15 protein-coding genes are annotated in these 13520 nt (G+C 42.9%); 3 read left to right on the top strand and 12 right to left on the bottom strand.

What is annotated here, in order from left to right; genetic code table 11:
• Nucleotides 1–30: 30 nt before the first annotated feature.
• The 12 genes from lepB to IFO66_RS24035 all read right to left on the bottom strand — a co-directional run bounded on the left by lepB (nucleotide 31) and on the right by IFO66_RS24035 (nucleotide 10038).
• A complete protein-coding gene (lepB, locus tag IFO66_RS01875; RefSeq protein WP_192023495.1) occupies nucleotides 31–648 on the bottom strand; it encodes a signal peptidase I in 618 nt (205 codons plus the stop codon).
• 121 nt (nucleotides 649–769) lie between these two features.
• Nucleotides 770–1111, bottom strand: coding sequence for a 50S ribosomal protein L19 (gene rplS, locus IFO66_RS01870; RefSeq protein WP_192023494.1), 342 nt, complete (start codon nucleotides 1109–1111; stop codon nucleotides 770–772).
• 312 nt (nucleotides 1112–1423) lie between these two features.
• Entirely contained in the window at nucleotides 1424–1624 is a 201-nt protein-coding gene (locus IFO66_RS01865; RefSeq protein ID WP_192023493.1) for a Ni2+-binding GTPase, read from the bottom strand.
• A gap of 28 nt (nucleotides 1625–1652) precedes the next feature.
• Nucleotides 1653–2066: a GNAT family N-acetyltransferase gene (locus IFO66_RS01860; RefSeq protein WP_192023492.1), complete on the bottom strand. Its 414-nt coding sequence runs from the start codon at nucleotides 2064–2066 to the stop codon at nucleotides 1653–1655.
• A 419-nt stretch (nucleotides 2067–2485) separates the two neighbouring features.
• On the bottom strand, nucleotides 2486–3271 hold the full coding sequence (gene trmD / locus IFO66_RS01855; protein ID WP_192023491.1) for a tRNA (guanosine(37)-N1)-methyltransferase TrmD: 786 nt from the start codon (nucleotides 3269–3271) through the stop codon (nucleotides 2486–2488).
• Nucleotides 3271–3789 (bottom strand): ribosome maturation factor RimM, encoded by a 519-nt coding sequence (gene rimM / locus IFO66_RS01850; RefSeq protein ID WP_192023708.1) that lies wholly within the window; start codon nucleotides 3787–3789, stop codon nucleotides 3271–3273. The genes trmD and rimM overlap by 1 nt, the downstream gene beginning before the upstream one ends.
• A gap of 133 nt (nucleotides 3790–3922) precedes the next feature.
• A complete protein-coding gene (locus tag IFO66_RS01845) occupies nucleotides 3923–4153 on the bottom strand; it encodes a KH domain-containing protein (protein ID WP_144991030.1) in 231 nt (76 codons plus the stop codon).
• A 23-nt stretch (nucleotides 4154–4176) separates the two neighbouring features.
• Complete coding sequence (gene rpsP / locus IFO66_RS01840; protein ID WP_144991032.1) at nucleotides 4177–4449, bottom strand: 30S ribosomal protein S16; 273 nt, start codon at nucleotides 4447–4449, stop codon at nucleotides 4177–4179.
• Between the two features lie 39 nt (nucleotides 4450–4488).
• A complete protein-coding gene (gene ffh, locus IFO66_RS01835; protein WP_192023490.1) occupies nucleotides 4489–5862 on the bottom strand; it encodes a signal recognition particle protein in 1374 nt (457 codons plus the stop codon).
• 19 nt (nucleotides 5863–5881) lie between these two features.
• The gene (locus IFO66_RS01830; RefSeq protein WP_192023489.1) at nucleotides 5882–6241 is read right to left on the bottom strand and encodes a putative DNA-binding protein; all 360 of its coding nucleotides are present in this window, start codon (nucleotides 6239–6241) and stop codon (nucleotides 5882–5884) included.
• Between the two features lie 204 nt (nucleotides 6242–6445).
• Complete coding sequence (locus IFO66_RS01825; protein ID WP_192023488.1) at nucleotides 6446–8188, bottom strand: glycoside hydrolase family 19 protein; 1743 nt, start codon at nucleotides 8186–8188, stop codon at nucleotides 6446–6448.
• Between the two features lie 197 nt (nucleotides 8189–8385).
• The gene (locus IFO66_RS24035) at nucleotides 8386–10038 is read right to left on the bottom strand and encodes a glycoside hydrolase family 19 protein (RefSeq protein WP_192023487.1); all 1653 of its coding nucleotides are present in this window, start codon (nucleotides 10036–10038) and stop codon (nucleotides 8386–8388) included.
• Between the two features lie 600 nt (nucleotides 10039–10638).
• Here IFO66_RS24035 and IFO66_RS24025 point away from each other — a divergent pair.
• The 3 genes from IFO66_RS24025 (at nucleotide 10639) to IFO66_RS01805 (ending at nucleotide 13486) form a co-directional block, all read left to right on the top strand.
• Nucleotides 10639–11391 (top strand): MerR family transcriptional regulator, encoded by a 753-nt coding sequence (locus IFO66_RS24025; RefSeq protein WP_337912554.1) that lies wholly within the window; start codon nucleotides 10639–10641, stop codon nucleotides 11389–11391.
• A gap of 142 nt (nucleotides 11392–11533) precedes the next feature.
• Nucleotides 11534–12112, top strand: coding sequence for a thymidine kinase (locus tag IFO66_RS01810; protein WP_192023486.1), 579 nt, complete (start codon nucleotides 11534–11536; stop codon nucleotides 12110–12112).
• Nucleotides 12113–12259: 147 nt separating this feature from the next.
• Complete coding sequence (locus IFO66_RS01805; RefSeq protein ID WP_192023485.1) at nucleotides 12260–13486, top strand: MFS transporter; 1227 nt, start codon at nucleotides 12260–12262, stop codon at nucleotides 13484–13486.
• The last annotated feature ends 34 nt before the right edge of the window (nucleotides 13487–13520 follow it).

Raw genomic sequence — 13520 nt, 5'->3', positions numbered from 1 at the left:
GTTCCACCTCCCTTATCTATGCTGTATTTTTTAATAATGATTTATAAACTTCATCTGATTCAATGGCCAGAAAATGACATCAGCACGTCCAATTACTTCACTCAATGGAATAAAGCCTAATACACGGCTGTCTGTACTATTGTCGCGATGGTCACCCATAACAAAAATATGACCTTCTGGAACTTTATTTTCTGATCTCATTTCATTCGGGAAATCACTGTTGTTATAAGTTCCACCTTGCTTTTGCGCTTCCGCAATTGCTTCTTGTATGTATGGCTCCTCTACTTTCTTACCATTCACAAACAAGTCGTCTCCACGATACTCGATCGTATCACCGGCTACACCAATTACACGCTTGATGAGATCGCGATCCTCTGCTGGCACGTGGAATACAACAACTTCTCCATGCTTCGGTTCACGGAAATCATACAAAACCTTATTAACAATAAGACGCTCACCCGTGTAGAAATTCGGCTCCATTGATGGGCCATCGACAATAAATGGTGCGAATAATAACCAACGCACTAACACAACGAGCGTGACAGCGACAGCAATCGCCTTAATCCATTCTACCAGCTCGTTTTTTCGTCGCGGCTGCGTCGATTGTTCCGCCACAGATGTTTGATTCGATACTTGATCTTGCTCCATAGGCCGTGCCCCGCTTTCTTCCTAGGATGCTTATCCAATGTAACTTACATATCATTAGCGTACCAAATTGTTTAAAGAATAGCAAAAGGGGCTTGCGAGATTGCAAGCCCCCGGTCTTTCATTATCGAATCTCTTTGATTCTCGCTGCTTTACCGCGTAGGTTACGAAGATAATAAAGCTTCGCACGACGGACTTTACCACGGCGAGCCACTTCGATTCTATCGATTTTTGGCGAGTGAATCGGGAATGTACGCTCAACTCCTACACCGTAGGAAATTTTACGAACAGTAAACGTTTCACTGATTCCGCCACCGCGACGTTTAATTACAACACCTTCGAAAAGTTGGATACGCTCACGAGTTCCCTCGATAACTTTGACATGTACTTTCAAAGTATCACCAGGACGGAAGCTTGGTACATCTTTACGAAGTTGTTCTTGAGTAATCGCTTGTACGATATTCATCTATGACTCCCTCCTTCCACACAGGCGTTCTTACATCTCGGAGATGCTCTATTTGCATGCTCGTCATCATCTGTAGAGGACCGCCGTATTGAAACAACAAAATTCATTATAGCATACGACTACCTCTTGCACAAGATAATTAACTGCAAAATAAATATCTAATCTTTGTGCTGTTCATACATACACGAAATGTGACAATGGTGAGCTTCTGGCGCACTTCTAGCATACCTATCCATATAAAGGGATGATAACAATCCATACCAGATAACAACAACTGCTCTTTCATTTGTAAACTTCATTTAAATGACCCGACTATTCATATAGTGCATCCCTTAACTTGCTAGACATCCCACTTGAGGCTCTTGACGCTAAGAGGGATTTACGCAGTCTTTCATTTGCATCGTGCAAAGACTCTAGCTCTTGAAGCAGTTCTTCAAGTAGTTGGCACGCCTGTTCGTCTGCGGTCAATTTAACTACATCTGCACGTTGGCGATAATCTTGTATATTAGTCATTATTATCTATGCTCCTAGCCATTAAGATTTAAAGCTGATACTTCCATATGTACATCCCACGACTTTCTTGCACACACTGCCACCCTGTCTTTTCGTAATAAACATTAAAGGTAGACATTGTAGAACAGCTAGCCTCAATATATTCCACATCTATTTTTCGCAGCATTTTCGCTATTACCCCATTGCCTCGAAAACGTTCATTAAGAGCAAATTGATACAGTGAAGCAGAGTTACTGGTCTTTCTGCGATAAAATCGAAGTGCGCCCACCAACTTGCTTTCTTCTGCCGCTATTATAACTTGTTGCCTGCGACATGCAGCTTTTGCTCCATCTGGACACAAAAACTCAAGATTACTTATTCCATCATGCGATGCCTGAATATGCTTGGCGAAAAATCTTGCAACTACTTCCGCACAGCGATAGTCTGCTGTGTGTAATTTCATGACACATCTCTCCATTCAAGAATAAGAAGTACCTTACTAACTGCCCATCGCTCGTATATATACCGCGTATCGTTCTATTATATACGAACAATATACGAACAGCTATACTTATTCATTCAGATGTGCTATACTATAAAAGTTGCATGTATAACCCTCACCCATATGAGTTCCTCAAACAAGAATAATTAAACTCCTCATATCTTGTCTAATTCCCAACTAACCCTAAAGAATTGACGATGGTAGACTTGATTCACACTGGCGCGGTCATCGGAGCCGCAAGGACGAAAGAGAGGTAGGGCTTTTGTCGTTTCAGATAACCTAATATGATCACCGCATTTTATTCTTATAGAAGGAACAACAAGCGGCTGTTTCATGGATGTCGTTACCCATAGAAACAGCCGCTTTTCTATCGTTATCAATCATTTCGAATGGTTTGATTTCAGTCGTTGCAAAATAGCTCGATCTTTGTCACTCAGTTCGACTTTATCCAGCAGATCTGGTCTGCGCTCTATTGTTCGACGAAGTGACTGTTCTCGACGCCACGCTTCAACATTCGCATGATGTCCACTTAACAGTACATCTGGCACTTTCAAGCCACGGAAATCTGCTGGACGCGTGTAATGAGGATATTCCAACAAACCAGTACTGAATGAATCCGTTATCGCAGAAGATTCATTACCAAGAACGCCTGGCAACAGCCTTACTACAGAATCCACCACGACCATTGCAGGCAGTTCCCCCCCTGTCAACACATAGTCACCAATGGAAAGCTCATCCGTAACAAGATGCTCGCGAATACGTTCATCATATCCTTCATAATGTCCGCAAATAAAGATCAAATGATCTTCTTGTGATAGCTCTTCCGCCTTAGACTGTGTAAATGTCTCACCTTGCGGACACATTAAAATAACACGAGGACGGCGTAATGTAAGCTTCTCAGCTCCGTCCTCACCTTCAGTATGTTCAATAGATGCCTTTTGAATAACATCCTCAACTGCTCCGAATATTGGATCTGGTTTGAGCACCATTCCACCGCCGCCTCCGTATGGATAATCATCGACGGTATTGTGTTTGTTCGTAGCGTATTCGCGGAAATTGACCGTATTTAAAGATACAAGCCCTTTTTCACGCGCTTTCCCCAAAATACTTGCGCCAAATACACCCTCACACATTTCAGGGAAAAGCGTTAGAACATCAATGCGCATTAGAGCAGACCCTCCATTAAGTGAACCTTTATAAGCTTGTCCTGCACATTAATCTCAAGTACAACATCTTCAATGTACGGCAATAGCAAATCCGAACCTTTTGGACGCTTTACAACCCACACATCATTTGCTCCTGGAGATAGAATTTCCTTGATAACACCAAGTTCTTCAACTGCATCACTGATGACACGGCAGCCAATTATGTCACGATAGTAGAACTCATTTTCTTCGAGCTTCACTTGTTGGTCTTCGGATACTTTAAGCAAGCAGCCTTTATATTTTTCGACATCATTAATGTTGTCGTATTCTTTCAGCTTTATAATGTATAATTTTTTATGCTCACGAGCTTTCTCGACCGTTACAGGCAAGTGCAACTTCTTTGCTTCATCAACGATAAACAGCTGACTATTTTTTGCAAAGCGGACTTCTGAAAAATCCGTATGAGAAACAATTTTTAATTCTCCGCGAATACCTTGTGTATTTACAATCTCTCCAACTGTAATCAACTTCTCGTTCATCATTCAACCTCCTGCGCCAATCAAGCACATCACTTCAATAAGAAGATAGTTAGTTCTTATAACAGTTTCCAACAAAACATAATAAAAATATACGAAAACGGGTTAGGAACGTATCCTAACCCGTTTCGACTTATTAAGAAATAATGTCCACAGCTACCCGCTTAGGAACCTTCACGGCTGCTGATGTAACGACCGTGCGAAGTGCTTTCGCAATGCGGCCCTGTTTGCCGATAACTTTACCGACATCTTCGGGATGAACATGAAGTTCATAAACGAGCACATGCTCCTTTTCCACAACCTCAACACGGACATCATCCGGATGATCGACCAAAGCGCGTGCAATTACTGACACCAACTCTTTCATCTCCGACCCTCCGAACGAATGAATTACTTCTGAAGTTTAGACTCATGGAACTTCTTCATAACGCCAGCTTTGCTAAGCAAGTTGCGCACTGTATCAGAAGCTTGAGCACCAGTTTGAAGCCATTTCAACGCTTTTTCTTCGTCGATGCTTACTACAGCTGGTTGAGCAACTGGGTTGTAATGACCGATCTCCTCGATGAAACGACCGTCACGCGGGGAACGGGAGTCAGATACAACTACACGGTAGAAAGGCGCCTTATGAGCACCCATACGTTTAAGACGGATACGTACTGCCACGAAATTCACCTCCTTAATAAAATCTCATTATATTGGAGCTTAGCGGAACGGGAAACGCATTCCTTTACCGACTTTGCTCTTTAAATTTTTCATCATTTTCGGGCCTTTAGGTCCCATCATATCCGAGAATTGCTTCATAACACGACGCATTTCATCGAATTGCTTGATCAAGCGATTCACATCAGCGAGCTGAGTACCACTACCAGTAGCAATACGTTTACGACGGCTATGATTGATCAAATCTGGATCTTGGCGTTCTTTGCTAGTCATGGAACGGACAATCGCTTCGATACGATCCATCTGACGTTCATCAACTTGCATATTCGCCTGCTGTTTCATTTTACCCATGCCAGGTATCATATCAAGAATTTGATCCAAAGGTCCAAGCTTTTTCACTTGCTGCATTTGCTCTAGGAAATCGTCGAACGTAAATTCGGCGTTACGCATCTTGCGCTCCATTTCCTTAGCTTGATCAGCATCAATATTCGCTTGTGCCTTCTCGATTAGGGAGAGCATATCACCCATACCCAGAATACGAGAAGCCATACGTTCTGGATGGAACGACTCCAATGCATCAATCTTCTCACCTAGCGCTGCAAACTTGATCGGGCAACCAGTAACTGCCTTAACAGATAGCGCAGCACCACCACGCGTATCTCCATCAAGCTTCGTTAATACAACCCCTGTCAGTGTCAGCTGCTGATTAAAGCTTTCAGCGACGTTAACAGCGTCTTGACCTGTCATTGCATCAACGACTAGCAATACTTCATCTGGCTTAACCGTCTCATGAATTTGCTTTAGCTCGTCCATCAACGCTTCGTCGATGTGCAAACGACCAGCCGTATCAATAATGACATAATCCAAATGTTGTTCACGTGCATGATCCATCGCTTGACGCGCGATATCAACTGGATTCGCTTGATCTCCAAGTGTAAATACCGGCACCTTAATCTGTTCACCCAGTACTTGAAGCTGCTTAATCGCAGCAGGACGGTAAATATCCGCCGCTACAAGCAATGGTTTATGATTCTGCTTCTGAAGAAGCTTAGCTAACTTTGCAGATGTCGTTGTCTTACCAGCACCTTGCAAACCAGCCATCATAATGACAGTAGGCGGTTTATTAGCTTTCGCCAACTTAGCAGCAGAGCCACCCATCAAATCTGTCAATTCTTTATTGACGATATCGATGATGACCATGCCTGGCGTAAAGCTCTTCATGACATCTTGGCCGATAGCTTTTTCCTTAACTTTTGCGATAAATTCTTTTACTACTTTGAAGTTGACATCAGCTTCGAGAAGCGCTAGACGCACCTCGCGCATTGCTTCATTTACATCATCTTCGGTAACTTTTCCTTTACCCTTCAACTTGCTGAATACTGATTGCAAGCGATTCGTTAATCCTTCAAATGCCATGGTTAGTCACCCCGTTCCCTTAATCCAACGCCTGCAGTTCACGGACAATCTCCTGCAGTTCCGCACGCTGCGGGTCGGGTATTTGCATATGTTCTATCAAGGTATCTTGCAGGGAGGCTAGCAGTTTCGAACGCTCTTCGAACTTAGCAAGAAGCTTAAGCTTACTTTCATAAGTATCAAGGGTTTGTTCGGCACGCTTAATATGTTCATATACCGCTTGACGGCTAATCCCAAATTCCGCTGCAATCTCACCTAAGGAGAAATCATCATGAAAATAACATTTCAAAAAGGTTTGCTGTTTTTCTGTTAGTAACGGTTCGTAGAAATCAAACAGCATGTTAATTCGATTCGTCTTCGCTAACATCTGTTCTTCGTTCATACGGGCCACTCCTTTCGTCAAGGAAAAACACTTTACAGCCCATCGACGTTTTTTATCTTATCTGAAACCCATTCAATTGTCAAGCAATATACCTTAACAACATAAAAAAACCCTTCGCAGATCGCTCAGCGAAGGGCCCAACAGAAGCTATTAGAGGATGAAAAATTACAAATACCGAACTACAATCATTACTAATCTGTTTACTTAGAAAGGCTGCATACCAAGCGTATCAAGTTTCTCACCTTGAATGTTCGCACCAATTCTACCTGTTATGTCACGATAATGAGCCGCACGACGTCTAATACGATTGTCGTCTTCTCCCTTATTACCCTCTTGGGCACCATTAATGACCATAATAGTAGCGCCGAAGCCTGGAACAAGTCCTTTAGCAAGCTGTTCTGCTGTTGGTATCCAGTTTCCAACGATAATATCGTGGCTTGATGGTTTAGGTGCCTGAGGTGTCATCCAGAACAAAATACCTGTCAAGAAGCCCATCTTGCCGTCTTGCGTAATAATTTCAGGGTTTTGAAGCAGAACATTTTTGTCCCCATATATAATGGAACTAATTAAGCCGTAGTTGTAATTCCAGCTTAACTGAATGGGTCCGCGACCATGATAAGACTTACCTGCTACAGCAGGATAATCCTTATTCTCAGTATCAATATAACCGATCTTCGTCCGATCGTTTGCATATGCTACTTCTTCATTAAAGAACAACGCCCAACGAAGCTCACCACCTGGTGCTGTCGGCCATCCTCCTCCGGTTTCATGAGCAATGTTAGCTAAGAAAGCAGCTAGCTCACGTTTACGATGATTCTCCGTACCTTCTTTTAGGAACGTTCCGAAGTCTGATACTTCCACTGACTTAGACTTACCAACATTCACAGAAGCGTTAAAATCAGGACTTTGATAAATTAACATTTCTGTCTTAGCTGCTTTATCCAGTCTGACAATTTGGTATGCATTCGCAACGCCTACTCGTGATACAACTTTGTATTTAATGTTCGCAATATCTCTAACGGCTGCAATTAGATTGTCATATGAGTAGTATTCTTTCAAATCTGGACTATAGAAAGGTTGACTCTTCGCTCTCTGATGCCATTCTGTCGATCCGAAGCGCAATGGGAATAACGCTTCAAAATCAGCTCGCGGCAGTGCGGATTGAACTGCTTCTATAGCTTTGTCAGGAGCATATTTTGCATCAATGCCCCCCCACAACTGAACAACTTGTTTGTCCGATAGCGCTCGACTTTGTCCAACTTCCAATCCATCACCTGGCGCAATAATAACAGCCTTCGTCTTCACCGTAATTGTAGCTGATTGTGAAGAGTTCCCCGCTTTATCATAGGCCTTCACATAATACGTGTACGATGTTGACGCCTGTAAGCCTGTGTCCGTGAACGCAAGTCGATTCGTCTCGCCTACTTTTACGTTATCACGATATACCTCATATTTCTTAACACCAACATTGTCTTTTGATGCTTTCCATATGAGTTTCACTAGACCCGAGGTCTGCACAGGAGATGTGAGCTTCCCTGGTGCTGTAGGCGCCTGATGATCAGGGCCATTGTTGCCATCATCATCGTCATCATCGTCATCGTCATCGTCATCGTCGTCATCATCGTCGTCATCGTCATCATCATCGTCGTCATCATCGTCGTCATCGTCTTTATCAATCAGCTTCCATGGCGATTCTTTCGATGAACCAGATGGTTGATCTCCTGAAGTTGTACGCTTAGCCTGATATACTTTCCCCTTGTATACCACAATATCACCAGCATTGTACACCTTCTGCGCTTGCCATGAGGCCGCAGTTTGAACGGATTCATGGACGTGTTTGCCGCTAGCAGCAAACGCATGTCCACTAGAAGCTAGCAGCGTGACCCCTACAACAGCACTCAACGTACGAAGTAAAAAAGAACGCGAGAATGGATACTTCAAATTCATTAATATACCTCCCCCAAAACGTACATACTAATTTACAACCTTGCAGTTTCGTGAACGAATACGACTGTATATGATTATGCGTGTCTTCATGCCTACTATCACTTCAAACCAACATTTCTATCTCCATTCCTATCCATACTCATTTTCAGAGTTACTTAACTATATCTATTACAATAAACACAGACGCACTTCGATTATTAGAACGGCTGCATGCCAAGAGTATCTAACTTCTCACCTTGTATGTTTGCACCAACTCTAGTCGTAATGTCACGGTAATGAGCAACACGACGCTTAACACGATAGTCAGTCTCGTCTTTATTGCCTTCCAATCCACCGTTAATTACCATAATTGTAGCGCCAAAGCCAGGAACTAAGCCTTTAGCCAACTGTGCAGCTGTAGGTACATAGTTACCAACAATAATGTCATGGTTAGACGGCTTAGGACTTTGTGGCGTCATCCAGAACAAAATAGCTGTCATGAAGCCAAGCTTGCCTTCATTTGTTATCATTTCAGGATTTTGAAGTAGGACATTTTTGTCACCAAAAATAATAGATCCGATAAGACCATAGTTATAGTTCCAGCTCAATTGCATTGGACCACGTCCATGATAAGATTTCCCTGCTACAGCCGGGTAATCTGTACTTGCAGCTACGTAACCGACCCTCCCTGGTTGATTGATATAAGCCATTTCTTCATTCCAGAACAGTGCCCAGCGAAGTTCTCCGCCTGGTGCTGTCGCCCATCCTCCTCCTGTTTCATGCGAAATGTTAGCCAAGAATGCTGCTAGCTCACGCTTCTTGTTATTTTCCGTGCCTTCCTTTAAGAATGTACCGAAATCAGTTATATAAGGAATTTTGGCCTTATTACGGTTCCATTCTGAATTGAAGTCTTTCTCTTCATAGAGAAGTGTCTCTTTCTTAGCGGCTTTATCTAAGCGGAATATTTGATGTGTCCAAGTGCTGCCTTCGCGGTATACAATCTTGTACTTGATATTAGCTACGTCACGCACAGCAGCGATGAGGTTGTCATAGGAGTAGTAATCTGCTTGGTTCGGTTTATAGTAATCTTTTGTTTTTGCGAAGTTGTGCCATTCAGCTGTACCGATACGCATTGGGAACAAAAGTTCAAACTCTGCTTTGGGCAATATCGATTGTACTGCTTGTACAGCCAAATCAGGTCCATACTGAGGATCAATGCCGCCCCAAGTGCTTTGAACTTGTGCATCAGTCAATACGCGACTTTGACCAACTGTGAGATCGTCACCAGGAATAGGAACATTTGATGTGCTCACCGTTAAAGCAGTAGAATCAGCGAAATTACCTGCTGCATCAAGGGCTCTAACCTTATAGGAGTAAGATGTTAACGCTTGCAAACCAGTGTCTGTAAAAGTAGTTGTAGTCGCTGTTCCGGCCTTAACATTGTTGCGGTAGATATCATACGCTGTTACGCCTACATTATCAGTGGAAGCATTCCAATTGAGAGTAATAGAAGTGGCAGATTGAGAAGGTGAAGCGACATTCGTTGGTGCAGTAGGAGCAATTGTGTCATTTTGGCCGCCTCCACTAACAACTTTCCATGCGCCCCATTGATTCGAAGCATTTGGTGTCTCGCCTTGTGTCCACCATTTGGCTTCGAATACTTGGCCGTTGTAGCTGACTCGCGAACCAGCCGTATAAGCTTGAGTCGCTGACCATGGTGCAGGTGCATTTGCTATTTGAGCAGATGCAGATTGTGCCAAAGGCGCGGTTGCAGCAAATGCAGCAGTGCCCGATGCAAGCATAGATACGCTTATTGCAGCAGTCAGCGTGCGAAGTAGGAAGGAACGTGAGAACGGATACTTCTGTTTCATGATAAATCCTCCTTTTTATGGAATTATGGTAACACTACTCTATTATAGTAGAGCTAATAGGTAGTAACTATAGGTATAAATACCTATAAATAAGTGATAAAAGTGTCGTTTTTCTTCTTGATTCTGGATATTTTTTAGATGTTCAACGTGTAATAGAGGCAATTGTAAATTCTAAGAAATAATGCTTGACTGTGACGCCACGTCATCCCTTACAGTGGTAGTAGAAGGAGGAGCGACAAATGCAAGAAAAGGAGCAGGCACCCCAAGAAACCACCAGGCCACTACATCTAGAATGGTTGCCAATTGAGCACCAAGGCAAGCTGAGAACCAATTGCGCAGATTGCAGCGCAGACTATCTCAGAAATACGACATGAATAAGGAGGGAAGCCGCTTTGTCAAAGCATGCAACATTGTAGAGGTGAGAACGTCAATTGATTGGCTCGTTTTCTAATACAATCCTATATAGCTCAGACAACACTATCTAGGTATAACGGACTACATCATAGAATGATAACAATCAAATGACAGTCATAGATTCACAAGGCTATATAGAGCCACAATACGAACACCTCTTACAATCCTTTTGACATCGGTGCCACTGTGCCCTATACAGTTCAAGACGTAGCAGAAATTTCAGGCGTGAGTGTTCGCACACTCAGGTATTACGATCAAATCGACCTCCTCAAGCCTGCATACTATGGGGATAACGGATACCGCTACTACGAACAAGAGCAGCTTATTAAGCTTCAGCATATACTGTTCTTCCGTGAACTTGATCTGCCACTTGCTGATATTCATGAAATGATAAAGCGAGATACTTTTAATCAAGCAGAAGCATTACAGCACCATCGCCAATTACTATTAAGCAAAGTAAATAGACTTCATACACTAATCAAGACGTTGGATCGTACCATCGCCAACTTACGTGGGGAATGTGATTTGACTGAGCAGCAGCGCTTCGCTGGCTTCGACAACGGGAAGCAGAATCGCTATGTGAAGGAATTAAAAGAACGGTATGACAAAGCAGGACAACTTACCATGCATGCTTCAACTGATTCAATATCGATACAAGATAATGGTCTGCATGATGAAAGGCTAGCCTGCCTCATCGCACAACTACTTGAAGCTGGTATTCAGCCCGAAGATGAACAAGTGCAGCGGCTGATTGGACACCACTACGCATGGGTAAGTCACATGTACCTTACTACACCGGAGGGATATGCCAAGCTTGCCGATCTGTACGTGAACGAGGAACAATTTCGTTCCTATTACGATCTTATCCATCCACAGCTAGCCCACTTTCTACGTCAAGCAATGCTTATTTTTATAACACAGCACCAACAGAACATTTGATGATGTAAGCTGATTTAATTCCATAGCATTCTCTTTTAGGTAGACACTTGCAAAGACAGGTGTCTTTTTCCTCTTCCTATACGTCTGACTTCAGATATGTTATGATGTGATTCGATATTTAGAAAGAACGGGAGTGGCTAGTTTGGCTCAATTATTTTTTCGCTACGGTGCCATGAACAGTGGAAAATCCATCGAAATTTTAAAAGTTGCACACAACTATGAGGAGCAGAACAAATCAGTACTCATTTTCACCTCAGCAGTCGACAATCGAGATGAGGTAGGATTTGTATCGTCTCGCATTGGTTTAAGACGCAAAGCGATACCTATCCATCCAGATACGAATCTATTGGAAATTGTTCGCACTCATGCCGATTCACTTTCGTGCATTTTAGTTGATGAAGTACAATTTCTAGGGCATGAACATGTGATGCAACTTACCCAGATTGTAGATGAGCTTCACATTCCTGTAATGGGCTTCGGGCTGAAGAATGACTTTCAAAATGAGCTGTTTGAAGGAAGTCGTTACATGCTCCTCTACGCAGACAAAATCGAAGAAATGAAGACTATCTGCTGGTTCTGCGAACGTAAAGCTATAATGAATCTAAGAGTAGACGAGGCTGGTCGTCCTATTTATACAGGTGAACAAATTCAAATTGGCGGTAATGACAGCTATTACCCTGTATGTCGTCGCTGCCATAAGCAGCCACCAATAAACGAGTAATGAGAAAGAGCACTTTTATCCGATTCGGATGGAAAGTGCTTTTTATTTGTTATCGATAAGATTACCTACATGGACAGGAATCTTTTTCCATGATATAGTTATGAAACATTTTTGTTTAGAAAGTACTTACATATTGGAGGAGATAGGATGGGAAAGTCATTCAAAGCATTGTGGTTTAACCACTCTGCTGCCGAACTCGCTTCATCACTTTGGCTGATGACTTGGATTGCTGCCGTATATCAACTATCAGGTTCAGCTGCATTAGCTGGGGGAATATCGCTTGTTCGCTCATTATCCGCCCTATGCAGTGGTCTTACGCTGCCACTATGGTATAAGCGATGGTCCGTAGAAACAGTATTACGACGGTTTCAATTTATAAACATTATCGTCTCACTCTTCTTTGTCGTTCTGCTACAGCTTGCAGATATCGACTCGGTACCTCTCATTGTTTTTTTTGCATACATAAGCAATGTAATCTCTGGTTACTCACGAGGCTGTGCGAACGCGGCCACAACCGCTCTATATCCAAGACTTGTGAAAGAAGAGCAGCGGGCGAAATCAAACAGTATCGTCAATATGGGTACACAGTTCGTTTCCATGTTCGGATGGACGGTTGGTGGAATATTGATTCAGCAGCTCGGCTCCTTCAACGTGCTGTTGTTAAGTGCGGTTATCCTATCATTAGCAGCATTACTATTAGCGTTCATCCCACTTCCTTCTACTGTCAATGACATAGCGGCTAAGAAACAGTCAATGTGGTCAGGCTGGGGAATTTTGTTCCGCGATTCGCGCATACGTATTATTACAACGATGGATATTATCGAGGGGCTAGCAAACGGAATTTGGATAGGAGGCGTCACACTGCTATTTGTTCAACAAGTATTGAACGAATCGGAAGCATGGTGGGGCTATATTAATGCCGCTTATTATGCAGGTTCTATTTTTGGAGCCTATCTTATTATGAAAAGAGCCAAACAACTGCAGAATCAATTGCTGCCATCTATGATTATAGGATCAGTAATGTTTTGTCTCATGTTGTTCGCCTACGCGTTTACAACCACTCCTTGGATAGCACTTGTTATCGTATTCATCATGGGCCCAGCCACACAAATGCGAGATGTATCACAACTTACTTACACCCAACTAAACGTTGATCTTGATCAGCAGCCCAACTTATACGCAGCTAAAAGTGCATTAGGGACACTTCTCTTCGGCCTATCGATCGCATTTACCGGGTTAATTGCTGATTTGTGGGGCGCGCAAATGGTCTATATTCTTGCTGGCGTCATGTATTCCATTTCATCCCTTATTGGGTTCTTCTTGTTTTCCTTAAAAAAACATCACACAGCAGCTTTACAGCATGAAGTGAAGTAAGAATTACTCGACAACATTACCCGTTCTATCATAT

The organism is Paenibacillus arenosi, from assembly GCF_014841135.1.
Taxonomy (GTDB): domain Bacteria; phylum Bacillota; class Bacilli; order Paenibacillales; family Paenibacillaceae; genus Paenibacillus_B; species Paenibacillus_B arenosi.
This window is presented reverse-complemented; position numbering and strand designations above follow the sequence as displayed.